Origin of the sequence: Alkalimarinus alittae (assembly GCF_026016465.1) — a bacterium.
GTDB lineage: Bacteria > Pseudomonadota > Gammaproteobacteria > Pseudomonadales > Oleiphilaceae > Alkalimarinus > Alkalimarinus alittae.
In genome coordinates this window covers 1,438,504-1,464,016 of sequence record NZ_CP100390.1, presented here as the reverse complement: position 1 = coordinate 1,464,016, position 25,513 = coordinate 1,438,504, and the positions used below count along the sequence as shown (strand labels likewise).

Sequence of the window (25,513 nt, the reverse complement as noted above, 5' to 3'; positions counted from 1 at the left end):
TAGAAAAAAAGGACGACAGCTCTTATCCTTTAATTGTGGATTTGAGTAGTATCCCCCTATAAGCGGAGGGTTAAGTAGTACCTCCGCTGTTTTTATAGGCTTATATGTGTATTGATATAGCTTAGGGATAAAATCCAAACGTTTTTATTTTCATGCCTTTATTTTTTAAGCGAGCGACCTAGGTCTCTCGCTTTTTTATGTTCGCAATAAACTGAATAGCCCAAACTAACTCGGGTAGCCTGTTATATCTCGTATAGAGCGATAAAGTGGCTGCAGCTGTTTATACATTTTTAAATATACCTCTTTATATAGCCGATCATACTTTTCGGCTGATTCAATGTTGGGCTCAAATACTTGCCCCACCCGCGTCATTTTACTAATGGCGGTTTTAAAGTCAGGGTGCATGCCTAAACCTACCGCGACATCAATAGCCGCCCCCAAACCAGATGTTTCATAAGTGTGAGGCCTTTCGGCAGGTATTCCAAAGATATCAGCCGTTAACTGCATGGCCGCATCACTCTGAGAGCCCCCACCCGCAACACGCAACTTGGTTATTTGGGTGCCACTGCGCTTTTCAATCGTCTCTTTACCCTCTCGAAGCGCATAAGCAAGCCCCTCTAAGATGGCTCGATAAATATGTGCACGTGTATGAACATCACCAAACCCAATGATGCCACCTTTAGCTTCAGGGCCTGGATCTCTTACACCAGGCGACCAGTAAGGCTGAAGCATAAGCCCCATTGAGCCCGCAGGAACCTGATTGACCAATTCATCAAATAACTGCTCTGGCTCAATTCCACGCGCTTTCGCAATCTTTTGCTCCCTAAGTCCAAACTCCTTTTTAAACCAACTCACCATCCAAAAGCCTCGATAGATCATTATTTCGGTGCAAAACAGTTTAGGTATTGCCGAAGGGTACGGCGGCATATAAGGAATCGACTCTATATACCGCTCGTTAGTGGTGTTAATCGTTGCGGTTGTACCATAACTCATGCAAGCAATATTGGCGGCGTCTCCACCTGAGCCAATAATCTCGCAAGCCTTGTCAGAAGCAGACGCAATAACCGGCGTACCTTCAGGAATACCTGTATGCAAAGCGGCTTCAGCAGTAACATTACCCAGTTGCTCTCCAGGCTGAATTAGCTCGGGCAGCATCTCTTGAGTGAGCGGTAAGACCCCCCAGCGCCAATCAGATTTAGCAGCCCAGCGGAGTTTTTTATAGTCAAAAGGGATATACCCTACCTGACACCCTACCGAGTCAACATATCGCCCTGTAAACTGGTAGGTTAAATACCCAGACAACAGTAAAAACTTATGGGTCTTCTGCCAAATTTCAGGTTGATTTTGCTTAATCCAAATCGCTTGAGATTTTTCTCTAAAACGCTTAATAACATCCCCTACCCTCGCGACCTTAAATAGCAACCCCCACAACCCTTTAACAGGGCCTTCGACTTCTGCATGGCGCTGGTCTAGCCATATAATGGCAGGCCTAAGTGGTTGACCGTCTTTATCTAAATTGATCACTGTGCCGCGCTGGGTGGTAATCGACATCCCTTTTATTTGAGTGCGATCAATATCAACCATCGACCAGAGTTGATCGCAGGCTTTTTTAAGTGAAGCCCAATAATATTCTGGGTGCTGCTCTGCCCAACCTGGCTTTTGAGAAAAATAAGGCTCTAGCTCCTCTTTACCCTTTCCAATCAAGTGGCCATCTGCATCAAATAACAAAGCCCGAACACTCTGGGTACCGTTATCGACAGCCAAGATATAACCCTGACTCATACGACCTCCTGACGATCAACCAGATAACGATTCGGCAAAGCATAACTACGCGTTATCAGTGCATGATAGTCGGATACTTCTGTATTCCAACGCTCGTTGTCCCAACCAAGTATCGACTGACAAAGGGGCTTAATTTTTTCGAGAATCACTGCGCCACCATTATTAAGCAAAAGTCCAACTCGGGTTCGGCGAAGTAAAAGGTCTTCTAGATGAACCACTGTTTCATGCTGTAATGCCCAACGCAACTCAGCATAAAGGGTTTCAGTGGTTTCTATAGGTGTGATCTCGGAAAGTGACGCATTCTTAATGATAGCCATAGCAAAGTCACCATAACGTCCTTTTAGGCGCCGCCATTGATGAGCGCCCAGCCCTGCGTTATTTGAATCATGTTCATGTTCAGAAGTGGGTTTAAATATTGACTCATCATCACTATCCCTCGCGTCTTTGGGCAGGTATTCCTTAGCTGCATCGAGTACATCTAACGCAATCAAACGAAAGGTTGTTAACTTTCCACCCGCAACACTAATAAGCCCTTGGTCGTCCCAAATGGAATGCTCTCGCTTTTCATTCGAAGGGTTGAGTGAGCCGGTGCCCACAACAGGTCTTACCCCCGAATACGACGCAATGACATCATGTTCCTCAATATGAGCGCCTGGAAACTGCAGATTCACGGCATCAATAAGATAATCGACTTCTTCTTGAGTAATATTGGCATCTTGTTTCATATCCTGCTGGTGATCAAGGTCCGTTGTTCCAATAACCGTAACCCCCTCCCAAGGAAAAGCAAATACAGGGCGTTTGTCTTTAGGGTGAAAAAAACTAACAGAATAGGCCGTGGGTAAGCGCCAGGAGGGCACAACAAGATGACTGCCCCGTAATGGGCGAATGACAGACTCAGCCCCAAGACCTGCGCGTAATTCATCGGTCCAAGCACCCGAAGCATTCACAATCGCATCTGCATGCACTTCAAAGCTAGCACCACTTAGCTCATCTCTAACTCGCACGCCTTTTACACGACCACCCTCTCGGATTGTATCTTGAGCCGATACATAGTTTAGGGCAACACCACCTTCATTCTTAGCTTCATGCAATACTCGCAACACTAACCGCGCATCATCTGTAACCGCATCGGCAAACTGAGTCGCACCGTTTAAACTTTCATTCTTCATGCCCGGTGCAAAAAAATCCCTAACAGATCTTTTTACAAATTTATGATTGCGCTTACCTGCCATCCAGTCATATATCGTCAACAAAATATTGAAAATAAAGGGGCCTGGAAATCCACCCTTATAGTGCCCCATTAAAAAATTTAGCGGGTCTACTAAGCCAGGCGCTTCTTCCAATAAGCGCTGTCGTTCTTTGACCGAGTCTAACGTTAAACCAAACTGACCAGATCCTAGGTATCTTAAACCACCGTGAACCATCTTCGATGAGCGACTAGACGTACCCCAAGCGAAATCCTTTTGCTCAATCAGCAGCACCTTCAAGCCGCGCCTAGTCGCTTCACGCAACACACCTGCGCCGGTAATTCCGCCACCAATAACAATAAGATCCCAGTTTTTTTCAGTAGACTGTAAACGCAACTTATTAAGTTGCTGTTCACGCCACCCCGGTGACCAAACAGCTTTACTCATCGTTAGTATCAACCAGCAACGTTCCAGGGTTCATTCTTTTTTCAGGGTCGAACGCATCGCATAGGCTACGAATCGCCATTATTCCTAGCTTGCCTTTCTCAACCGGTAAAAAGGGGGCATGATCTTTACCTACACCGTGTTGGTGGCTGATCGTACCGCCATTATTAACGATTACAGCAGACGTTGAGTGCTTAAGTTTTGCCCACCAATCGAGTGTTTTTTGATGTGTATCGGCAGTACGGTAAACGTAGGTTGTATATATGCTGCAACCCTGACCATAAAAATGAGATAAATGGGTGAATACATGTACCTTTTCATTCTCATCATTTAGAGCGGTCCTTAAACTCTCCTCCATTTTATTAAGCAGATTATCAACGTTTTCCCAGTTGGTAGCTGTCTCTAATGTGTCTACTGCGTAGCCCTTATCCCATAGTGCCTCGCGTAAATACGGCATGGTAAAACGTTTTTCTTCCCATCGTTTACCTAGCATGGTGCCAGTGTATATCCCACTAAATGACTTAATAATTTTTTTCAATTGAGAAAGCGCCGCATTACATTGGGCTTTAGAGCCCGTAAGCCCTAACGTCATCATGCACTTACCTGAATCAGCGCCTCTAAATGAAAGCGCTTTTTCCATTAAGGCAATTTGCATTTCATGCCCAGCTAACGCCAGTTGCGTTTCAGTTTCAATGGCATTACTCAGGCGCAGCATCGACAATTGAATGCGTGATTGCACTAATGCTTTAGCCGCATCCTTAGCTTTAGACCATTCAGGAAAAAAAATTACATAGAAGTTTTCTTGGTCTGCCAACTTAGAAACTCTAACCTTAACTTCACTAATAATGCCCATGCGCCCCTCTGAACCCAGCATCATTTCTCGAACATCAGGTCCACCAGAAGACGCAGGAAATGTTGGGATATCCATGCGGCCTTTAGGCGTTTCCACGCGCCCTCCAGCAAATAACTGCTCTATTCGACCATAACGCAAAGACTGCTGACCACTTGAGCGACTCGCGACCCACCCCCCCAATGTAGCTAATTCAAATGACTGAGGGAAGTGGCCTAACGTGTACCCTTTTGCATGTAATTGAGACTCGACTTGAGGGCCCGGCGTGCCTGCGCCAAAGGTAGCAATAAGACTATCTTTATCTAAATCCATCAATCGATTCATGCGCCCCATATCAATCGTCAGAATAGGTTTCTCTGATTGAAAAGGGTTAATATGGCCGACTACACTAGTGCCACCACCATAAGGAATCACCAAAATATCTTTGTCACCACAAAATGATAGTAACTCAGCGACCTGATCACTGGTTTCAGGGTAGGCAACCCCATCAGGGAATACACCAAAATCCCCACTGCGCGAGGCTAGTAAATCCGGCAGACTCTGCCCTCTTGCGTGTCGCACTCGATCTTCTTCGGCCACAACTATTAGTGGGTGCTCTGGAAGGCGTGAAACAGGCACTTGAGACATAACAGATTCTAATGAAACACTCGGCAAAGGTGTTGCAGTCCCAATTTTATCTTTTAAAAACATATCAGCATTAGGCGGTAAATCTAAACTATTTGTTTCATCACCCCAACCATTCCAACGACGCATAACCTTCCCCTAACTAATAATTCTATAACTCGACGGCCTGTACTAGACTTGCACCCGTACAGTTCGATAAATAAATATACTTGTGATGCTAAGATATACTATAGATAATACTTTTTAAGTCAGTGACCTATTACGACAACTTGTTCATCATTTTAAGCCACTGACACAAAACCACCGATAAACAGTTAATGAGCGCTTTAACGCCCAACAACTTAATAGTGATACTGTCAGTTAAATGAAACACTTGGGATTCGCATCAGTACCTGCCATACAACAATACCTTCGCTATGCAGAAGATACGGGGCTATCAGTCCCTATAGCGCTTAACGCTGCTGGCTTATCCCCGGCGCTCATATCAAAAGAGCATGAGCGTATTACGGGCGAGCAATTTCAAAAACTGATTCGAAGCCTAATCGACCAGTCAAACGACCCGCTACTAGGTTTAAAGTCCGGCCATTACGTTCAACCAGGCTCTTACAGTGTTTTAGGCTACATCTCCATGAGTTGCTCAACACTGAAAGAAGCGATTGATCGCATCATTCCTTATGAAAAATTAGTGGGTGATATGGGGGTTACTTCAATCGACAGTGAAGGAAGTAGCGATGACGATAAAGTATTCATTACTTGGAATTGCGCCTATACCGACCCCGTTGTTCGCCATCATATGATCGACAACGTACTAGCCTCTTGGTGTAATTACACTCGCTGGCTGGCCAACATAAACGAAGGGCCGCTAGAAGTCAGACTTGAGCACGGAATACCCAATAGTGAAGTAATAAAAGCCTACGAAGAAATGTTCCGCTGCCCGGTATTATTTGACCAATCCAAAAGCTGCTTGGTGATTAACCAAAACTATATGAAAACACCTTTACGGCAGCCAGATCAATCGCTTCGAAAAACCCTTGAGGAGCACGCTTCGTCACAAATATCGGTACTCTCAGACGATTCATCAAGGCTTTACACTCGGGTAAAAAATGCAATCCGCTCTCAGCTAAAGCAAGGGGTGTCACGCAAAGACATTGTTGCAGAACACATGGGGATGAACGCACGCACATTGCAACGCAAGCTACAACAAGCATCAGCGAGTTATCAACAAATACTGGATGAAGTCAGGCAGGAGTTGGCCCAAGACTATCTCAAAAACAGTCAATTACCTCTTCAAGAAATAGCCGTACGCCTAGGGTTCACCGAAGCGCGTTCATTCCACCGTAGCTTTAAAACATGGACAGGAAAGACCCCAGGCGAATACCGCGATCAAACCTAACCGAACAACCGACGTTCTCGGAATTGCGCTAATACGTCTGCCGTAAACCCCGCCTCGGTTAACACTTCATCAGTGTGCTGACCTAACGTACACCCTGTCGATTTTGACTGGCAAGCCGTATCAGAAAACTTAATCGGATGTCCTATTTGCTGCTGCATCGTGCCATCTGGGCGCGCCACCTCAATGACCATCTCTCTAGCCGCTATTTGAGGGTGTTCCGATGACTCAGAAAGACTTAATACAGGTTCAACACAAGCATCCACCCCCTCAAATACATTCAACCAGTCGGCATAATCACGCTGCCGAATGCAGTTTTTTAGAAACATTTTAAACTGCATTTGATCCCCTTTTTTCTGACTCAGCCCGATTTTTGTTAAGTCTGGCCTTTCTAAGACCTCACACAGCGCTTTCATAAAGGCGGGCTCTAAACCTCCAACCGCTAAATAGCGTCCATCAGCGGTTTCATAGTAGTCATAAAAACTCCCCCCATTTAATACCCCTTCCTCTGTTTTGGGCTCAACGCCGCCTGCAAGATACCCCGCACCAGACATACCGTTCATCGCAAAAGCAGCATCAGTCATGCTGACATCAATATACTGCCCTTTACCGGTTGTCTGTCGGTTAATAACCGCTGCCAATATACCCATAACAGCATGATGTGACCCGCCTGCTACATCAGCCATTTGAACACCTAATGGAGGAGGTGTTTGATCTTTACGGCCGCTATAACTGGCAACACCAGACAATGCCAAATAATTAATATCATGCCCTGCTCTATTTTTATAAGGGCCAGTTTGGCCGTAGCCTGTAATCGAACAGTAAATTAACGAAGGGTTTAAGTCAGCCAGCACTGCGTACCCTAAACCCAAACGCTCCATCACACCGGGTCTAAACTGCTCTAGCACCACATCATATTCTTTGATCAGCGTTTTAATGATATCAATCGCCCCCTCCTTTTTTAAATCCAGAGACAAAGAACGCTTGCCTCTATTCAAAAAAGCATGACTTGCAGACGTATCGCCATCCATAGGTGGCAGAAACCGTACTAAATCAAACCTTGTTGGCGACTCAACACGCAACACATCTGCACCCATATCTGCTAGCATCATTGATGCATATGGCCCTGGCAATAGCGTTGAAAAATCTAATATTTTTAGTGATTTAAGTGGTCCTGCCATCAAGCACCCCAGTAGTTATCGTTTTTTATTAGGTTTATATCAACACATACTAGGCGCCCGCTGAGACCCTATCAATGTTAAATAACGACTTTTGTAGTAGCATTATTTGCCATGTAGCCCAACCGCTCAGTATGATTAAACGAATTTATTATTCTTAAACAAACATTTGCCAGAGTAGATATGCCCAAACTTACGGTTTCAGCCCATTTTGTAAAAGCCGCACTCAGTGGCGCAAAAAACACAGGCTTCGATACCAAAGCCATGCTGCTAAAGGCCGGTATTGAGCCTGATTTAATGCAGCAGCAGGGTGCAAGAGTGACAGGCAAGCAGTACACACGCTTAATGCAAATAATCTGGAATACTTTGCAAGATGAGTATATGGGCTTTGCGTCAACTAAGAGCAAACCAGGTACTTTTGCCACTATGTGCTACCTAACCATTCATTGCAACACGCTAGAGAGCGTACTAAAAAGGGCCAATGCTTTTTATAACCTGTTCGACAAGCCCATCTCGATGAAATTAAGCCAAGTCGATGATCAAGCCCATTTGACCATCGTTTTTGAAGAACCTTTAGATGACCCCTACCACTTCTTGCAAGAGAGCTTACTCGTTATCTGGCATCGTTTCTCATGCTGGCTCACAGGCAAACGTATCGTGCTCGATCAAGTTATGTTCGATTACCCAGAACCTGAGCACGTTGCAGAGTATAAACACCTGTTTCACAGCCCTTTAACGTTTAATCAGCCCTGCACTAAACTTATATTTAATACACGCTATCTACAAGAAACCATTATTAGAGATGAGCTTGAATTAAAAGAATTTCTCAAATCTTCACCGGCGAACTTATTGGGCAAGCCAGATGACTACAATAGCTATACAAGCCAAATTAGACAGCAAATTGGGCGAGATTTAAGAGAGGAGCTACCCGATTTCGAATCTGTTTCGTCTGAACTTAATCTTAGCCCTCAAACACTAAGGCGACGTCTTAAAGAAGAGAACACCTCGTACCAAGAAATTAAAGACAATATACGTCGCGATCAGTCTATCTATCACCTTAGTCGTAAAGATTTTTCGATTAACGAAATAGCTTATCTTGTTGGCTTTACTGAGCCCAGCACTTTTCATAGGGCATTCAAAAAGTGGACAGGGTTGACGCCAGGGGCTTATCGGCAAGGCGAGCGCTAACGTGGTAATAATGCGTATTAGTGAAGATCTAGTACATCAATAAGCGAACAACGCGGCGGTTTGTGCTTCTTCATTTGGTACAGCTTATCATCTGCAGCTTTTAACAACGTTTTGTAGGTCGGATCAACTAGCTGATCTGTCGAAATAGAACCGTAACTAATTGAAAGCGATACTTGTAGGCCTCTATAAGTCATTGGCGACTCTGATAAATGATCTTTAATTCGACTGGCAATCAACTCGGCATCTGCTGAATTTTGGTTTGGCAACAGCAGTACAAACTCATCACCCGCAAAGCGAAATACCATATCGCCTTTACGCGTCATATCAATCAGTTTATCAGACACGTATTTAAGGTACATATCACCGCAGTCGTGGCCGTAGGTATCATTCACTAACTTAAAGTCATCACAGTCAATAAAAACCAATGCTAAAGGGTCATGATGACGCCGACTTCGACTCAACTCTCGCTCAAGCGACTCCTCTAACTCACGTCGATTTCGCAACAATGTCAGCGGATCTCGCGTGGCTAAAAAGCTAATTTTTTCTCGTATAGACACCCCAGCCAATGAGATAGAGGCCTTTACTGCCAACTGTTTTAGAAAAAAGCTGTCTTTACTGGGCTCATAACGTTCATCCGAACTATCGCCCAAGTTGAGACTCCCTATTATTTTGCCATCAACCACTAAAGGCAAAATAGCCATCGAACCCAGTTTAGGATAAATCGAACTAGGAATTAAATAACGGTATTTCTTAAACCCCTCATTTACCAAAATGGGGTCTCGACTGCTTTGAGTGGCCTGCAAAAAGTCCATGGTAGACATTATGTGCAATGCAGCGTTCTTATCTTGCCCTCGATCACCGCCAATAGAGCGAAGTATATGATCATTAACAGGCGAATCGGTCAGAGAAACCCAAACACTCTCGATATTAAACTTTTCAGACACCAGTGAAAGCAGTTGATCAAAAAAATCAGCACAGTGTCCAATGTTCATAATCTGAACTTCTATATCGAACAAACGGCGAGCAATATCTTCATTCTTTCTCGCTCGCGAAATTAACGCTTCCACTGTCGGCATATTCGTGATATCTCTGAGTTTTATATCGTTTTATAGCATGAGGACCATTCTTAATAAATGATCCTTGTCGTTTAGACTAAACCAATATGGGTATATTTTCAGCTTTTAGCACGTATAGTTCAGGCATCAAAAATTTATAGCACTAAGGTGTACACTCCCAGCCACTTATTCCCCTTCTAATTAGCCCTCAACGTAATAAAGACTTGACCTATCAGCCCCTCACCTATAGTATACGCCCCAAGTTGATGCGGGGTGGAGCAGTCTGGTAGCTCGTCGGGCTCATAACCCGAAGGTCGTCAGTTCGAATCTGGCCCCCGCTACCACATTTAGAAAGTTGATTCCAAGAGTCAATTTTGTAAATATCAACGATTATATAGTTTGAAATACCAGTTTTGATGCGGGGTGGAGCAGTCTGGTAGCTCGTCGGGCTCATAACCCGAAGGTCGTCAGTTCGAATCTGGCCCCCGCTACCAATTAAAAAACCAATTAGAGAAATCTAATTGGTTTTTTTTCGTCTGTGGGTTATGAACCAACGAAAAAACAAAAGAAAGCTCGTCGGGCTCAGCTCTCCAGTAGCCAGCGAAGGTCGTCAGTTCGAATCCGGCCCCCGCTACCCATTAAAAAACCAATTAGAGAAATCTAATTGGTTTTTTTTCGTCTGTCTCACCTCCTCCGGAGGGTGCAGGTCTATGTATCTGCCGAAGCCCTTGACCCAATGTCTATTAACTATTTAACATCAATCGCCTTAACCGAAAGACAAATATTCGGTCGTGAATTTTCCCCACAATACACATCATAACGGCTAGCATCTTGTTCTACGTTTTGACGTATTGTTACATCACTCCCTAAGAATACTGGCCCTTTAAACACCACGTCGACCTGAATCGCTTTACCCTCTTCAATACCCAATAAGACATTAGAATAATCAATCGCTTGCGCCATCACACCAAAACCATGGGCAATATCGCGCTTAAAACCAAACATTTTTGCCGCTAAAGGCGACATATGAATAGGGTTATAGTCGCCACATATTTTGGCGTAAGCCTTGCCGCGAGTAGTGGGTATATGCCACTTATGTATTACGCTAGCATCCGCCAAACTTTCGAGATCAAAGCTTTTAGTCTCGCTTGGGTTCTCTTTACCCCCAAACTTACCTCTCACTAAATAAATAGTAGTTTCCTGCCAAACCAACTGCCCTTTCACGGTCACGTCAGTTACAAAGTCAAACTCAACACCGCTTTCTGTTAAGCGGTAATCCCCTATTTTAGCGTCAATATCAACCAACTCGTTTGGCTTAATAGGGAGATACTGAGTAATGCGATTCTTTAAGTGCAATGCACCTAGCAACCGAATAGGGAACACTTTATGCGCTAACATATTCATGTGCATGGTGCCGGCCATTACATGCGGATAGCAAAGGGGCAAATAATCAACGGGTGAGATCTCGAGGGTTGAAAAGTAATTAGCTAGGTCATTAGAATTAACGCTCGCATTACGCCAATGAGCTTGCAGCTCAGGTAATCCAACACTCGCGTCAAAGCCGGCTCTTGGTAAAACCAACGCTTTAACCATGGCCATGCCATTATTAGGCTTAGATGAGTAGTTTAAGTGTGTTTCGCTCACTGAAGTGTTCCTATTGTTTTAATACACAATGAATGGCTATCAATATCAACAAGCACTACCCTGATCTATAAGGGTAAGTGGCCCGTTTTAACAAAAATAACGGTTTCTTGATCTACATAGGGGTGATGCTGACTTTGATGCGGGCTACGTAACCAGGTGTTAGCAGGGTATCGACCGTGCTCATCACAAAACTCGCCAGATAGCACCAGTATTTCTTCACCGCCAAAGTGTTTGTGCGGCTGGAAGACTTCGTTCGCCGGCCACTTTACTAGCGCAGCGTGCTCATGCTCATACTCATGTAGTGGCATTACTTCAAGACCACCCATACCCGGAACCCAAGCCGCTTTAGTCGTATCAATGCGAACAAACTGATCATCGTGTTCATTAAACTGATTAAGCTTCACAAAAATAGTGCACCCCTCTTTGCTAAAGGGTGTATGAAAGCTACCCGGAGGGTTACGAATATACGTACCGGCACCGTAATCGCCAGTTTCATCAGAGAACACACCGTCTAACACAAAAATCTCTTCGCCCATTGGGTGTTGGTGAGCAGAGAAGTCAGCCCCTTTTTCGTATTTAACAATACTCGTAACATGCCCACCGGGTTCACCTGAGTAGGCTAAGCGTTTTCGAAATACACCTGCAGATGGGCTCGCAACCCACGCTTCTGTATTTGCGTCAATAACGAGCGATTGACCAAAATCCAAATTCAACATACACACTCCAAACCTTACGGCTCACGTCATAACACCCTTTAAATAGAACTACTTTGACGGTGGCGTATTAGGAATCAGTAACATTTTATTAGGTTCGTAGTATTTCTTTTTCTTACTAGGGTCTTGCAGCTCCGCTATTCGCATGCTCACTTCTAAATTTTCATCTGATTTAGGAAACTCTTCCATAACCTTTTCAAAATACATCATTGCACGCTCAGTACTGTAGTACTTATGCGTTGGCACGCTATACATTAACCCATTTTGATAAAGCGCCTGCGCCCTAACGTTATCAGGGTACGAGGTATCTTCGTAGATATGTAAATAAGCACGTTCTGCATCAAGAACCTTATTATGGCTGATCGCATCAACTGACGTAGCAATCAATTCAGGTTCCATCGCATTGGTAGCCTCTGCGCGCTCTCTAACATCTTCTGCCGCCACGCTCACTTGAAGCGCACCATAACTCACTGCAGACAGCCCCCAACCCACACCGCAACCTTGAAGAACACACAAACTTAATAAAACGACTGCAACTTTTCCTGTCATCACGTTATTTTCCTTATTGTTAGAGGCACTAACATGCCATTAAATGTGACCTTTTTATTGTTTTTGAAACATAACATGTATTCCATTTAAACTAAATATCCTAAAACCCTGTAAGTTGCTACAATCATGAAGGAAGTGTTCATTGCCTAGTTTTTTTGGATGCTATAAAGAAGCGCATGGAACATAGCGCTCAAAACAAAGATAATAAAAGAGTCTCATTGTGTCGCATAAAACAGCCCTTGTCGTAGACGATTCATCTACCGCCCGTCTGCTGCTATCAAAAGTTCTCCGCAATATTGGAATCGAGTGCCGTGACGCTGTTTCCGGAGAAGATGCACTCAAACAGCTAGGAAGCTTTAAACCCGACTTTATCTTTCTCGACCATATCATGCCGGGCATTGATGGCTTCGAAACACTCAAAGCTATTAAGCTCAACCCAAAAACCAAGTCAATTCCCGTTGTCATGTACACCTCCCAAAATGCGGTTCAGTATTATAAAGACGCCCACAATTTCGGCGCTGCGGGTGTCATTTCAAAACAAATTGATCGTGAGAAGCTTTACCTAATGCTCGATAGATTGTGCATTAATAATACACATGAAGATGAGATTTCACGTTTAGAGCTTTCTTCATCGGCTAACGGCGACAATAAAACAGACAACAGTCAGGATAAAATTCGCAAATTAACAGGTCGATTATCGACTGTTGAAACCGCTTATGAAGAACTCGCTGAAGAATTTAGGCAGTTTAAACACGACATTACATCTAACAAGTATGTCATTGATAAAAGGTCGCAACGCCCTTTTTTCTCGGGGAGCCGAATTTCAACGATTGCGATTACTGTTGCACTATTTGTAAGCATATCGGCTTGGGTTGAAATTAGTCACGTTGAGTCAATTATCAATAGCTTTGATGGCCGTATAGGTGTAATGCAAAGCCTGATACAGGAAATAATCGACCTTCTCAACTAGCAGTTTGTCATATAAGGTCAATACTATACCTGTTACTTAAAGGCCTCTATCGAGATTAGCCCTGTGAACAGTAAAGAATCGACAGCGTTAGCTAAAACATACCAAAAGCTGAAATTTCTTATCGTCGATGATTTCGAAAGCTTCCGTATGTCGGTTAAACAAATGCTACACGCTTTTGGTGCTGAACATATTGATGTTTCGAGCAACGGTAAAGACGCAGTTCAAAAATGTACATATGAACGATATGACATCGTGCTCTGCGACCATAACATGGGTGAAGGCAAAACGGGGCAGCAAGTACTTGAAGAGCTTCGTTTTCATAAACGCCTAAAGCACACCAGTTTATTCATTTTAGTTACAGCAGAAACCTCTAAAGAAGTCGTCATTGGCACCAAGGAGTATCAACCTGACGGGTATATTGCAAAACCCATCACCAAAGCAGTGCTGCAGAAACGTATGGATGCTCTTATTCTGCAACGGCAAACATTGATGCCTATTAACAAAGAGCTTGATCTCGAAAACTACCCTAAAGCCATTACATTATGCACTCAAGAGATAAACAAAGGCAGCCGCTATAAAAGTTGGTGCCACAAAACGCTGGCTCACCTCTATTTTCTAACCGGAGATTTTCAACACGCGCAAAAAATATATGAAGATATATTAACTAAGCGTGAGATCATATGGGCTCGCCTTGGCTTGGGTGTCGTACAAATGGCTCAACAAAAATACCTTGAGGCTATCGAACAGTTTAAACACGTAATCAACGAAGATAAAAATTACGTCGAAGCTTACGACCAACTGTCAACCGCATACGAGAAGCTAGGCAAGCAAAAGCAAGCACAGTCAACACTTCAGCAAGCAGCGACTATTTCCCCCCTCTCTATCCCTCGGCAGCAAAAGCTAGGCGTGCTCTGCACCAAAAATCAAGATTTAGAAGGCGCTATTCACGCGTATAAATCGGCCGTTAAACACAGCAACAATTCGGTTCACGACTCCGCAGACAATTATTTAAATCTCGGGCGGAGTCTTTGTGATAGCAGTGAGGGAAACGATACCGAACAATCAAAAGAGGATGCAGAAGAGGCTATTAACATTCTCAACACCGCTGCTAAAAAATATGACAACCCTAACGTCAAAGCGAAAGCTAACTTAATTCAAGCGCGCGTACACATAGGACAAAACGATACCGAGGCATCAAAAGCCGCATTTGCCATAGCAGAAGCATTAATAGATGAAGAAAATATAGATTCTGATACTGGTATAGAGCTATCTAAAACGCTTTACCGCTTAGCCGAGACACAACGAGCGGAGCAACTACTGCATAACCTAGCGAAACGATTTGAAAGCGACCAAACCGTGATTAACCGCATTGAAGAACTGTTAGACGAACCCGTGAGCTTACGTCAAAAAATAAAGGCTCGAGACCTTAACAAAAAAGGCATCTCCTTCTTTGAAGGGGGCTTGCTAACCGAAGCAATTAATACATTCAAAGACGCGATAAATGAAACACCTAAGAACCCTGCACTTAATTTAAATCTGGTACAGGTCGCATTAAAGTCGTTCGAAAACAAAGCACCAGACGTAACTGAAATTGAGGTTTTACAACAAGCACTCGAAAATGTGAAACATATACCGGCGCAACATAGGCAATACAAACGCTTTATCACACTCTCAAAAAAAGTGTCTGAATTAGCGGGTAAAAACAAGCCTAGCATTACATAAAGCAGAACAGCCCGACGCTAACTAAATCAACACTGTTGACTATAAAGGACATAAAAATGGCTGAAGAACCATTAAAACCCGATTTTTCTATGGTCATGGCATCATCCGTCCATGATATGAAAAATTCCCTCAGCATGCTTTTGCATTCGTTAGAACTCATTAGCGATGAACTGCCCGATGAAATGAAAAAGTCGGGAAAAGTAGCAACACTTCAATATGAAGCTGAGCGTGTTAATAATGATCTTATTCAGCTATTAGGTGTTTATCGTTTAGAAAACGACAAGTTATCAATCCATATCGATGAGCACTACATACGAGACTTTCTTGAAGAACAGGCCGCTCGTTATGAAGTGCTGCTTAACTCTCGAAGCATTAAGTTAAATATTGAATGTGATGATGACCTTATCGGTTACTTTGATCGCGATATGATTGCGGGCATTATTAATAACACATTAACGAACGCCGCCCGATATACCCATGACGCCATCACACTAAAAGCATATCACCACGAAGGCAGCACCATATTAGAAGTATCTGATAATGGAACCGGCTACCCCGCTTCAATGTGCAAATCCCCTGGAAAAGTATTTAAAGGAATAGATTTTGAAACAGGCAGTACCAGTCTTGGTCTTTACTTTGCTTATCAAGTAGCACGATTACACAAGCAGAGTGGCCAGACAGGTAACATTGCATTAGAGAATGGTGGAGACCTAGGTGGTGGGATATTTCGTATTACCCTGCCCTAGCATCAGTCATGAGAATATTGCTCGCTCAATAGACTGATTTTGATTTATAAAGGACAAACTACCCATGGCTAAAGATACAATTGGATTAGCGCTTTCAGCGGTTAATAAGTTTGCTGGCTCTTCGCTAGTCAAAAAACTAAAACTCCAGCGGCCAGCAGAAAAGATCGCGTATATTTCAACCCGAACAGGGTTTCAGGTGGTATCGTCTACTAACGCCAGAGTTCAGCAGGCAAAAGACTTTTTCAACGCGTCAACGACGACCAAAAACAAGCCCACAGCGGCCCTATTTGACCCTTCACTCACTGAAGATCAACGCCTGATTAAAGACAGTCTTGACCGTTTTGCATCAGATGTTTTAAGCGTGGCGGCCTATGATGCAGACGACAATGGTGGCACAACCGAAGAGTTATTTCAGCAAGCAAATGAACTTGGCGTACTCACCTACTCTGTTTCAGAGCAATATGGAGGTTACTCCGACACGCAGTCACCTGTCACAAACTTACTTATTGCAGAGTCTCTGGCACAAGGGGATATGGGTATCGCGACAGCACTACTATCAACAACAAGTGTTGCAAACATATTAACCAGATGGGGCACTGACGAACAGCAAGCTAACTGGCTAGCCCCCCTTACTCAATCTCTTGAACAGTCGCAGCCTCTATTTGCTACTATTGCTATCAATGAGCCTTATCCTCTATTCAACCCAAATAGTCTCAATACAACGGTCACACCTAAAGATGAAGGCTATAAGCTCAACGGCAAAAAAAGCGGCGTTGCGATTGGCGACAGGGCAGACTTTTTTCTCGTTGCAGCCGCATCGCCCAATGGCGACCAAAACCTCTATATAGTGAATAGCGCACTCAAAGGAATATCAGTAGAGCGCAGCCCCGCGATGGGACTTAAAGCCGCTGAGCTATGTACTATTAACTTCGATAATGTACAACTACCCGCCGACGCACGCCTTGGCGACGAGTATTTCTGCTATCAGACATTTCTTGACCTATCAAACCTAGCCCGATGCGCCTTAGCCATCGGTTGCGGGCAAGCGATTCAAGATTACGTAGTCAAATACTGTAATGAACGCGTCGCATTTGGTGAGCCTATTAGTCACCGTCAATCGGTTGCTTTTATGATTGCCAATATTGGCATTGAGCTTGAGGGAATGCGCCTCCTAACCTATCGAGCCGCCAGTCTCGCCGAGCAAGGCTTACCCTTTCATAAAGAAGCCTATTTAGCGAAAGTTTTCTGCTCAGACAAAGCCATGGAGATAGGCACAAATGGCGTACAACTTCTGGGAGGCCACGGTTTCATCAAAGAACACCCTGTTGAGCGATGGTATAGAGACATGAGATCAATCGCTATTTTATATGGGTTACATGCCTAATGGTCTGCAGTAAAGACATAAACAATAAGCCTGACCTAAACCCCGTAGCGCTTTCTGATGAGCCACTAAAAGCGATTAACGAACAGGACATAAACAATGAACTTTGAAATACCTCGAAAATTTAATGCACTTATCAATCAGGCGCAACAAGTAGCGGTAGAAGTTTTTCGCCCTATTTCACGAAAGTACGACTCAGCAGAGCATGAATACCCTGTTGAGCTCAACATGCTTGCGTCGATTATGGACGGCATGAACGACGGTGATATCAAAGGCGGCGCAGGCGCAGCAAAACTAAAGCAAGATAAAGACACTGAGACATCTGATGCGGTTAAAAATGGTAGCAACATGGCGACCGTATTAGGCCTAACGGAACTCTGCTGGGGTGATGTAGGGCTTGCATTAAGTCTCCCGAGACAAGGCTTAGGTAACGCAGCGATTGCAGCCGTCGCGAACAAAGAACAACTTGAACGTTATAAAAACACCTGGGCTGCCATGGCAATTACAGAGCCTAACGCGGGTTCAGACTCAGCGAATATTAGCACCACTGCGAAGTTAGATGGCGACGAGTATATTATTAACGGTGAAAAAATATTCATTACGGCTGGCGACCGTTGTGATGCCATTGTTGTATGGGCGTCGCTAAACAAAACACTCGGACGTGCGGCAATAAAGTCTTTTGTAGTCGAAAAAGGAACCCCAGGCTTAGAATTGGTTCGGTTAGATAAAAAGTTAGGCATAAAAGCATCAGACACTGCGACGATCCGGTTTGACAACTGCCGCGTGCCTAAAAGAAACTTATTGGGCAACCCTGAAATTGATACGCAAAAAGGGTTTGGTGGCGTAATGCAGACGTTTGACAATACACGCCCTGTTGTCGCAGCAATGGCGGTCGGGTTAGCACGCGCCTCTCTCGAGCTCACTCAATCGCTACTTCAATCATCCGGCATTGCTGCCGACTACGCTGAACCTATTAATAATGCCCTAGCATGTGAAGCTGAACTTTATCGAATGGAGGCTGACCTAGAAGCCGCTCGACTGCTCACATTAAAAGCCGCGTGGATGGCTGACAATGGCCTACCTAACTCTAAAGAGGCCTCTATGGCAAAAGCCAAGGCAGGCCGAACAGCTAATAACATTACGTTAAAATGTGCTGAGCTATGTTCAACCTTAGGCTATAGCGAGTCTCACCTGCTTGAGAAGTGGGCTAGAGATTCTAAAATTCTAGACATATTTGAAGGCACCCAACAGATTCAACAGCTCATTGTCGCAAGACGCATGCTAGGGAAAAACTCAAGTGAATTAAAATAAACACCGTACGCCCTTCACAGGCCAACTGTTAAATGTTGTAAAAGTCATATAAAAATGATCATTAAACAAGCAGTCGTAAAAGCCAGGGTTTACGACTATTGTTATAATGACAGCAACACAGCGTTAAGCTAGGTATTTGGAGTACCACTCTATGTCACTGCCTGATGGGTATCATTGGGATAATATAAAGAAGAAACTTCACTTTTTCGGTAAAGATGGAATTCTATTATGGAAAAACCCGACCCTTAAAAATATGCTAACCCCGCTGATTGAGCAGTTGGGTGAGAGTTTTTACTTTTTGCTTGTGGCCTATGAAGCATCTGAAGGCGCGAAACAAAATTATAACTACATTATCACCCGTAAGAACAGTGACTTTGAACAAGGCTTTGAAATTTGGGCCGGCGTAGTCGCTAGCGCAGGTTGGGGGTTTATGTCCCTAAAGTCTGTGGATTGGAGAAATAATAAAGCAATACTGGTCATTGAAGACCCATTCGAACTCGTTATACGCGAAACCCAAAATATTAACGATAACCTCCCCCTCATTTGTGGTAAAGCTTCCGGTATATTTAGTATCGCGATGAACTGCTCAATGCGCGCATTGGTAACCGCGATAGAAACACGTAATGAACGCAAATACGCCACAATTGAAATACTCCCTACCGAAGCAACGCTTAAGTCAGAACTTGAAGAGCTGAATGCGCGAGAAGGTCACACTCGTTATGAACACCTTCAAATACTCAACAAAAAGCTTCAAGAAACCCAATCTGAACTTGAAGCTGCCAATCGTCGCCTTACAGAACTCGCCATTAAAGATGACTTAACGGGCGCCTTTAACCGTCGTTTTTTTCTTGCCCAAGCCGCCCAGCACCACAGCTATCAAGTACGTTATAAAATGCCGGTATCGGTAATGATGCTTGATATTGACCACTTTAAGAAGGTTAACGATACCTATGGGCATCATGCTGGCGACCTTGCACTCATCGAGTTTTCAAATACCTGTATCGAAAATTTAAGAGATACAGATATGTTCAGTCGTCTAGGCGGAGAAGAGTTCGCAATATCCATGCCTGGCCTCGATTTAAGCCAAGCCATGTTAACCGCCGAAAAGATTCGGCAACTCATCGAGAAACTAGAAATTCAATATGAAGATAATATAACGATTAGCTTTACAGTCAGTATTGGTGTTGTAGAAATGCAACAGAAAGAGTCGCTTGAAAGTGCTTTAAATAGAGCAGATAAAGCACTTTATCAGGCCAAGCATAACGGACGAAATCGTGTAGTCTCAGTTTAACCGCTCCGTTTATCGGTTGTAAGAAGAGTACCGTTAAAACTCATCACTCATATCTATCGAACCATCGTCTTCCCATTTAACCTTAGTAATGCCTGGAGACTCACGTTCAAGCCGTTTAAATTCAGTGACATGAAGACTTATCTCCCGATGTTGCGCTCTCACGGTCTCAGCAAGCTGTTTGTTCTCTTTGATAAGCTCATTGTGAGAGATGGCATTTTTAATAGTCATGACAAGGTCGTCATCATTCCATGGTTTCATTATAAATCGATAAACTTCAGCCTTATTAATCGCATCTAGCACGCCCGCCATATCAACCTGCCCACTTAAAATCATACGAATCGAATCAGGGCAATATTCTTTTAGCGTTTGTAATACTTCGACACCATCTATTTCAGGCATTCGATAATCAGAGATAATCACATCAATGTCGGAACGGCCACTTAGATCATTAATAGCATCATGAGGATTATTATACGTAAGCACCTCCCAAGGCTGATGTCTAAGCACTCTTTGGATCGATTTTAGAATGTTGATTTCATCATCAATAATCACTATCACACTCATTTTCCTTCTCCATCGAGATATACATAAACTTTCAGCTTTTTCCTTTCCAACCGTTCGATTGACATAAATCGATTAATAATAGGATTCGTCAGCAGAAAATCTTTTGATATTAATAAAATTCCATTTGCATTGGTTACATCTCGCGCCACTTTCATACCAGGTTTCAGCGCCAGTACATCAATATGCCGTTCACCTGAACTAACAGAAGAGACCACAAAGTCACTTTGAAATAGACCTAACACCTTTACAACCCCAGGGTCATATATTTTTGCAGAGTGACTTTTGATGTATTTAAACGCCTCGTCATTACTCATCGACTCTCGTTCTAAAACCCCCATTTGAAGGCCAATAAAATCTCGAACAACCCTTAATAGCCTTGCTCCCCGAGGGATAGCACTTCCTTTAAGGCCGTTAGGGAACCCCTGGCCATCAAACCGCTCCATATGGCTGCCAATAATTTTTGATGTGAGCGCTAATTGATCAACTCCCATCAAAATCATCTCACCCAAAGCGGGGTATTGACGGTATATCTCTGTATTCTCACTATCCAGCGAAGACTCAGGTACCGCTAATATGCTATCAGGCAACCCTGTTTTACCCAGCTCATGTAGTAAGCAAGCGTAATAAATGTGGTTAATTTCATCTTTAGGTAAATTAACTTTTTGAGCTATTTTCTTTGCCAAATCAGCCATCATACTAGCGTTAATACGCTGTGAATTAAATCGACTACTGATTATCGTCGAAAACACCTTAATAAACATGTCAGAGCTCTGTTTTAGCTCTTCATAAGCCATGTCTAGCATGTCAGCTGTTTGCTGTATTTCTTGAGTTCGGGTTAAAACCCGCGCTTCTAGCTCAGTATTGAATGATTGTAGTTTTTCGTTTTGAGTCTGAGTCAGCTTAAGCCACTCTTCTCTTTCACGCTCCAGCCTTCGCAAGCGAAGACTCTGATCTATTGCCTCTTCTAGCTCTTGGTCATTCCAAGGCTTACTGATATAACGGTAGATACCACCTTTATTCAAGGCCTCAATAGTCGCACCAATGTCTGAGTGACCCGTTAGTAATATCCTAACTGTATCAGGCCACTTTGATCGCGCAATTGAAAGAAACTCCGCGCCACTCATTTTTGGCATGCGCATATCAGACACAATTAAATCGATGGGTTGTTGCTCCAGTACCTTAAGCCCTTCCTCTCCGCTTTCAGCAAAATAGCAATTAAAACCAGACTTTCTAAACAGGCGCTTTAGCGATGACAGTATTGCAGGTTCATCATCTACAAATAAAACGCTCTCTTTATTTTCTAACTCCATTTTGAAGCCTCACTTTCCATTACCACCGGTTGTGTTACCGGTAACGTCACTTTAAACGTCGTACCTACTCCTAGTTCGCTCTCTACACTGATATCCCCATGATGTCGCTGAATAATGCCATAAGACAGTGAGAGCCCTAACCCAGTCCCCTTACCTACAGGTTTTGTCGTGAAGAATGGGTCAAACAACTTACCTAAATGCTCAGGACTAATACCTTTTCCTGTATCTTGAATCATTATTTGAATACTGTCTTGATGTTTATCAACCATCGTTTTGATCGTGATAGTGCCTCTGTCTTCAATGGCGTGAGAGGCATTTACCAGTAAGTTTAGAATAACTTGGCTAATCTGCGACTCCATCATCTCCACTTCTGGTAATTCAGCATAATCGGTTATCAGTTCCACACTGTATTTGATCTCGTTATGAATTAGGTTGAGAGTCTTATCAATAGTTTGTCGAAGGTCCACTATCGAAAACTCGCCACTATCAGTATGTGAAAAATCTTTTAAATCCTGAACTATGCCCCTAACCCGAGAAATGCCTTCTTTTGACTCCTCCAATAACGATGATAAGTCGTCTGTTATAAACTCGATTTCATGCTCTTTGGCCAAACGAGTGTAAAACTGCTGAAGTTCAACATCATTACCACCGTTTATTTTCTCTCCTAATGCTTGAATCGCGGAGAGCATGGACTGACTAAACTCAGACAACGTTGATAAATTTGAGTTTACAAACCCAATAGGGTTATTAATTTCATGAGCCACACCCGCCGCCAACTGGCCAATTGATGCCATTTTTTCAGACTGTAATAGCTGCGCCTGGGTGTCTTGAAGCTGCTGAATTAGTTGTTTTTGAGCCTCATGTTCTTTTTCAAGGGATTGGTTTGAACGCTCAAGCGCACTAACTAAACGATTTTTTTCAATGCCACTATAAACCTGATTGATCAGTTGATTGATATAGATGTGATCTGTGATTAAGAACCCATCTTGAGTGGGCTTTTTCGATAAAATAATAATAGCTTTTCGTTGGCCTTCAGGGTCTATCACTGGGCACAATAAAAGATGGGCGTGTTGGGCCACCATTGAATAGCCTGAATATGTATTCGATAAATCATTAAAGTCCTCCATCACCATGGCGGCATGAAGCTGTTTGTTTTTATCGTTTAGAATCTGTTCAAACTGTTCAATATCTTCAAAATTAATCCCTCGATAAAACCATTGTGAAGGGTCCTTAAGGTTTTCTTTTTCATTTTCAATATAAATAGCGCTAGCACTAGATTCCGTCAGAAGCATTAGGCGAACCATCAACTTTTTATAAAAATCATCATCCTCAATATCTAGCGTTCTAATCCATTCTAGAATTTCAGACCACACTATTTGATACAGCATATGCCGCCCGAGTTCTTTCAACTTTAAGTCGGTATCTTGCTGTTGACGCAAAAATGAAATATTAGAAAGGCAGAGCTCGGCTAGACATGTTTGATGCGGGCTCATCACTGGTGCCTGCTCACTGAAAATCAATACAGCGGATCGCTCATCCCCCATATTAACGGTAAGCGCTCTACATGAATATGCTTTATCAGATAGGTTGAATGTAAACTCAACCCATTGATTTACTTTTAAATGAGGCTTTACCGCTTGAAAAAGGCTGTCAGGTATTGCTGCTAGCGCGCCTGAGCCATTGCTTAGCAAGGAGTTTTGCATGGAACTCGTGAAAGAGGCTCCATACCAAACCCATGCAACCGACGCGCTATCAATATGCCCTTTTAAATGCATAAGATAGTCAACACAAGTACCTTTGGTAATAGGGCTATCACGTATCACTTCGCTAAATGTCACGTTCTCTCCTGACTTCATCGGTATCATCACGCCTTCGCTCACGAGGTAGCGTTATCAAAAATGAAGTGCCTTTTCCCACCTCACTTTCTACCGAAATGTCACCCCCGTGTTTATTAACGATAATATCGTAGGAAATATTAAGCCCGAGACCAGTCCCCTTCCCTACATCTTTAGTGGTAAAAAAAGCTTCAAATATTTTGTTTATTTGACTCTGTGGAATACCCTTTCCTGTATCTTTTACCCTTAAATATACATTGCACTCATCTGACCAGGTTTTAATTACAACGGAGCCATGCTTCCCTGTTTCTTTAATCGCATGCGATGCGTTGACTAACAAGTTAGAAATAACCTGATTGATTTGTCCGTAATGGCCAGCCACGACTAATGAATCACCTAAATCTATTTCAACATCACAGTTGTATTTCAGCTCATTGCGCACAAGCTTTAGCGTACTATTAACGGCATCATTAATATCAAACTCGGTATTTTCTCCCGCATCATCCATTCGAGAGAATGACTTAAGATTTTGCACAATCGTCTGTACTCTCACACTCCCTTCTACACAGTCCTTTAATAGGTCTGGGAGATCTTGTTTGATAAAACCATAGTCAAACTGAGCCTTAAGCTCTGAAAACGTTTTACGACTATCGCTCTCTATCGAAAAGCCATCAGTTTGAGTCGACTGTTTTTCTAGTGCATCAATAAATTCAGATATGTCGTTAAAGTAATCCTCAAGCCGGTTAATATTACTGCTGATATACCCTAAAGGGTTGTTGATTTCATGTGCGACCCCAGCCGCCAGTTGGCCAATAGAGGCTAGCTTTTCTTGCTGAACCATACGACTTTGTGTATTTTTTAAGCTATTAAGAGTGTCTTCAAGCTCTTGAGTTCTATCCTTCACTCTTTGCTCTAGCTCTTCATTGAGCGTGTTTAATTGTGCGGAGTATTGAGAAAGCTCAGATAGGATCATCGTTATAGCATTCACCAAGGCATTAAAAGCGCGATAAAAATCTCCTACTTCATCCTGCCGGTTTAGTTGAACGGAGTACCCCTCGATTAGGGCATTAAAATCGTTAAAGCTACTAGACTCTAGATTTCCTCCTTTACCGATGTGAAGGTTAAACTCATTAAACTTCTTCGTTAACGCTTTTGCCAACTCATGGGAGCGCTTAAAAGGCTTAACAAATTGTGTTTGCAGAACAACATATATCGCAATAAAGAAGACCGAAAAAATCAATGTACCCCTGATTAAATCAGCCCATATCCGTTGAGTTTGGTGCGCGTGTAGACTTCTCTTATCAAAAAAAACGAATAACTGACCAATAGTTTCACCCCCTCGAATAAGCTCAATATGCTTAATATCGTCATAATATTCAGGATAATAAGGTTCAATACTATCAGCCTCGTCATTAACGCTGCCCTTGCCTTTAACAAAGCCAATGATACGGTTTCCAAAATGAGTTTCCGAACTAGAGGTAAATAACACGCCAGATAAAATAGGGTCATCAAGAAGGTATTCACTAAAAAGTGCTAACTTATCGTACTCAAACCCCCACAATAAGCCGCTTCCTGACTGCGAGGCAATTTCTGTAATATAAAGCGCGCGCTGCTGAAATCTAAGCTCTTCGTCTTTATTATTTTTAATATACGTAACAAAACTCACAACAAGGTTTAACGCAACAAGTAAGCCGCATACGGTCAACGTTATGTTTCTTGAAATCGATTTTTTCAACGATTATTACCCATTACAACGGCGCTCAATTAGCCGGCGTCATT

20 protein-coding genes and 2 tRNA genes are annotated in these 25,513 nt (G+C 43.2%); 10 read left to right on the top strand and 12 right to left on the bottom strand.

Going from position 1 to position 25,513, the window contains the following annotated elements:
- Positions 1–225: 225 nt before the first annotated feature.
- From NKI27_RS06640 to NKI27_RS06630, 3 genes are read right to left on the bottom strand one after another with little or no spacing between them, the layout of a single operon-like run.
- Entirely contained in the window at positions 226–1,782 is a 1,557-nt protein-coding gene (locus tag NKI27_RS06640; RefSeq protein ID WP_265048894.1) for an FGGY-family carbohydrate kinase, read from the bottom strand.
- Positions 1,779–3,416, bottom strand: coding sequence for a glycerol-3-phosphate dehydrogenase/oxidase (locus NKI27_RS06635; protein WP_265048893.1), 1,638 nt, complete (start codon positions 3,414–3,416; stop codon positions 1,779–1,781). The genes NKI27_RS06640 and NKI27_RS06635 overlap by 4 nt, the downstream gene beginning before the upstream one ends.
- Positions 3,409–5,016 (bottom strand): FAD-binding oxidoreductase, encoded by a 1,608-nt coding sequence (locus NKI27_RS06630; protein WP_265048892.1) that lies wholly within the window; start codon positions 5,014–5,016, stop codon positions 3,409–3,411. The genes NKI27_RS06635 and NKI27_RS06630 overlap by 8 nt, the downstream gene beginning before the upstream one ends.
- Before the next feature lie 235 nt (positions 5,017–5,251).
- Here NKI27_RS06630 and NKI27_RS06625 point away from each other — a divergent pair, with 235 nt between their 5' ends.
- Entirely contained in the window at positions 5,252–6,280 is a 1,029-nt protein-coding gene (locus NKI27_RS06625; protein ID WP_265048891.1) for an AraC family transcriptional regulator, read from the top strand.
- Here the strand turns inward: NKI27_RS06625 and NKI27_RS06620 are convergent.
- A complete protein-coding gene (locus NKI27_RS06620) occupies positions 6,277–7,458 on the bottom strand; it encodes a CaiB/BaiF CoA transferase family protein (protein WP_265048890.1) in 1,182 nt (393 codons plus the stop codon). The genes NKI27_RS06625 and NKI27_RS06620 overlap by 4 nt on opposite strands.
- A 180-nt stretch (positions 7,459–7,638) precedes the next feature.
- Between NKI27_RS06620 and NKI27_RS06615 the strand changes: the two genes are divergently transcribed.
- Complete coding sequence (locus NKI27_RS06615) at positions 7,639–8,643, top strand: AraC family transcriptional regulator (RefSeq protein WP_265048889.1); 1,005 nt, start codon at positions 7,639–7,641, stop codon at positions 8,641–8,643.
- Positions 8,644–8,660: 17 nt separating this feature from the next.
- On the opposite strand, the gene NKI27_RS06610 is transcribed toward NKI27_RS06615, so the two are convergent.
- Entirely contained in the window at positions 8,661–9,719 is a 1,059-nt protein-coding gene (locus NKI27_RS06610) for a sensor domain-containing diguanylate cyclase (RefSeq protein ID WP_265048888.1), read from the bottom strand.
- Positions 9,720–9,965: 246 nt separating this feature from the next.
- Here NKI27_RS06610 and NKI27_RS06605 point away from each other — a divergent pair.
- Both NKI27_RS06605 and NKI27_RS06600 read left to right on the top strand, forming a co-directional pair.
- Positions 9,966–10,042 (top strand) — tRNA-Met (locus NKI27_RS06605).
- A 73-nt stretch (positions 10,043–10,115) separates the two neighbouring features.
- Positions 10,116–10,192 (top strand) — tRNA-Met (locus NKI27_RS06600).
- A 253-nt stretch (positions 10,193–10,445) separates the two neighbouring features.
- Here NKI27_RS06600 and NKI27_RS06595 read toward each other — a convergent pair.
- The 3 genes from NKI27_RS06595 to NKI27_RS06585 form a co-directional block, all read right to left on the bottom strand.
- Positions 10,446–11,342 carry a MaoC family dehydratase gene (locus NKI27_RS06595; RefSeq protein ID WP_265048887.1) on the bottom strand — a complete coding sequence of 299 codons (897 nt, stop codon included), beginning with the start codon at positions 11,340–11,342 and terminating at the stop codon, positions 10,446–10,448.
- Between the two features lie 65 nt (positions 11,343–11,407).
- Positions 11,408–12,058 carry a cupin domain-containing protein gene (locus NKI27_RS06590; protein ID WP_265048886.1) on the bottom strand — a complete coding sequence of 217 codons (651 nt, stop codon included), beginning with the start codon at positions 12,056–12,058 and terminating at the stop codon, positions 11,408–11,410.
- Between the two features lie 48 nt (positions 12,059–12,106).
- The gene (locus tag NKI27_RS06585) at positions 12,107–12,607 is read right to left on the bottom strand and encodes a tetratricopeptide repeat protein (RefSeq protein WP_265048885.1); all 501 of its coding nucleotides are present in this window, start codon (positions 12,605–12,607) and stop codon (positions 12,107–12,109) included.
- A gap of 217 nt (positions 12,608–12,824) precedes the next feature.
- On the opposite strand from NKI27_RS06585, the gene NKI27_RS06580 reads away from it, so the two are divergent.
- The 6 genes from NKI27_RS06580 (at position 12,825) to NKI27_RS06555 (ending at position 20,025) form a co-directional block, all read left to right on the top strand.
- Positions 12,825–13,574, top strand: coding sequence for a response regulator (locus NKI27_RS06580; protein ID WP_265048884.1), 750 nt, complete (start codon positions 12,825–12,827; stop codon positions 13,572–13,574).
- 63 nt (positions 13,575–13,637) lie between these two features.
- Complete coding sequence (locus tag NKI27_RS06575) at positions 13,638–15,296, top strand: response regulator (protein ID WP_265048883.1); 1,659 nt, start codon at positions 13,638–13,640, stop codon at positions 15,294–15,296.
- 56 nt (positions 15,297–15,352) lie between these two features.
- Positions 15,353–16,042, top strand: a complete 690-nt coding sequence (locus tag NKI27_RS06570; RefSeq protein ID WP_265048882.1) for a sensor histidine kinase — start codon at positions 15,353–15,355, stop codon at positions 16,040–16,042.
- A gap of 64 nt (positions 16,043–16,106) precedes the next feature.
- The gene (locus NKI27_RS06565; RefSeq protein WP_265048881.1) at positions 16,107–17,426 is read left to right on the top strand and encodes an acyl-CoA dehydrogenase family protein; all 1,320 of its coding nucleotides are present in this window, start codon (positions 16,107–16,109) and stop codon (positions 17,424–17,426) included.
- A gap of 96 nt (positions 17,427–17,522) precedes the next feature.
- Complete coding sequence (locus tag NKI27_RS06560) at positions 17,523–18,734, top strand: acyl-CoA dehydrogenase family protein (protein ID WP_265048880.1); 1,212 nt, start codon at positions 17,523–17,525, stop codon at positions 18,732–18,734.
- A gap of 151 nt (positions 18,735–18,885) precedes the next feature.
- A complete protein-coding gene (locus NKI27_RS06555) occupies positions 18,886–20,025 on the top strand; it encodes a diguanylate cyclase (protein ID WP_265048879.1) in 1,140 nt (379 codons plus the stop codon).
- A gap of 33 nt (positions 20,026–20,058) precedes the next feature.
- Here NKI27_RS06555 and NKI27_RS06550 read toward each other — a convergent pair whose 3' ends face one another.
- The 4 genes from NKI27_RS06550 to NKI27_RS06535 are packed head-to-tail and all read right to left on the bottom strand — an operon-like array spanning position 20,059 to position 25,469.
- Entirely contained in the window at positions 20,059–20,589 is a 531-nt protein-coding gene (locus NKI27_RS06550; RefSeq protein WP_265048878.1) for a response regulator, read from the bottom strand.
- On the bottom strand, positions 20,586–21,899 hold the full coding sequence (locus NKI27_RS06545; protein ID WP_265048877.1) for an HD domain-containing phosphohydrolase: 1,314 nt from the start codon (positions 21,897–21,899) through the stop codon (positions 20,586–20,588). Before NKI27_RS06545 ends, NKI27_RS06550 begins: the two co-directional genes overlap by 4 nt.
- Entirely contained in the window at positions 21,890–23,737 is a 1,848-nt protein-coding gene (locus NKI27_RS06540; RefSeq protein ID WP_265048876.1) for an ATP-binding protein, read from the bottom strand. Before NKI27_RS06540 ends, NKI27_RS06545 begins: the two co-directional genes overlap by 10 nt.
- On the bottom strand, positions 23,727–25,469 hold the full coding sequence (locus NKI27_RS06535; RefSeq protein WP_265048875.1) for a sensor histidine kinase: 1,743 nt from the start codon (positions 25,467–25,469) through the stop codon (positions 23,727–23,729). Before NKI27_RS06535 ends, NKI27_RS06540 begins: the two co-directional genes overlap by 11 nt.
- Positions 25,470–25,513: the final 44 nt, after the last annotated feature.

Excerpts from the sequence above, each read along its gene's own strand:
- NKI27_RS06640 (WP_265048894.1), bottom strand. The coding sequence starts at position 1,782 with ATGAGTCAGGGTTATATCTTGGCTGTCGATAACGGTACCCAGAGTGTT.
- NKI27_RS06635 (WP_265048893.1), bottom strand. The coding sequence starts at position 3,416 with ATGAGTAAAGCTGTTTGGTCACCGGGGTGGCGTGAACAGCAACTTAAT.
- NKI27_RS06630 (WP_265048892.1), bottom strand. The coding sequence starts at position 5,016 with ATGCGTCGTTGGAATGGTTGGGGTGATGAAACAAATAGTTTAGATTTA.
- NKI27_RS06625 (WP_265048891.1), top strand. The coding sequence starts at position 5,252 with ATGAAACACTTGGGATTCGCATCAGTACCTGCCATACAACAATACCTT.
- NKI27_RS06620 (WP_265048890.1), bottom strand. The coding sequence starts at position 7,458 with ATGGCAGGACCACTTAAATCACTAAAAATATTAGATTTTTCAACGCTA.
- NKI27_RS06615 (WP_265048889.1), top strand. The coding sequence starts at position 7,639 with ATGCCCAAACTTACGGTTTCAGCCCATTTTGTAAAAGCCGCACTCAGT.
- NKI27_RS06610 (WP_265048888.1), bottom strand. The coding sequence starts at position 9,719 with ATGCCGACAGTGGAAGCGTTAATTTCGCGAGCGAGAAAGAATGAAGAT.
- NKI27_RS06590 (WP_265048886.1), bottom strand. The coding sequence starts at position 12,058 with ATGTTGAATTTGGATTTTGGTCAATCGCTCGTTATTGACGCAAATACA.
- NKI27_RS06570 (WP_265048882.1), top strand. The coding sequence starts at position 15,353 with ATGGCTGAAGAACCATTAAAACCCGATTTTTCTATGGTCATGGCATCA.
- NKI27_RS06565 (WP_265048881.1), top strand. The coding sequence starts at position 16,107 with ATGGCTAAAGATACAATTGGATTAGCGCTTTCAGCGGTTAATAAGTTT.
- NKI27_RS06560 (WP_265048880.1), top strand. The coding sequence starts at position 17,523 with ATGAACTTTGAAATACCTCGAAAATTTAATGCACTTATCAATCAGGCG.
- NKI27_RS06555 (WP_265048879.1), top strand. The coding sequence starts at position 18,886 with ATGTCACTGCCTGATGGGTATCATTGGGATAATATAAAGAAGAAACTT.
- NKI27_RS06550 (WP_265048878.1), bottom strand. The coding sequence starts at position 20,589 with ATGAGTGTGATAGTGATTATTGATGATGAAATCAACATTCTAAAATCG.
- NKI27_RS06545 (WP_265048877.1), bottom strand. The coding sequence starts at position 21,899 with ATGGAGTTAGAAAATAAAGAGAGCGTTTTATTTGTAGATGATGAACCT.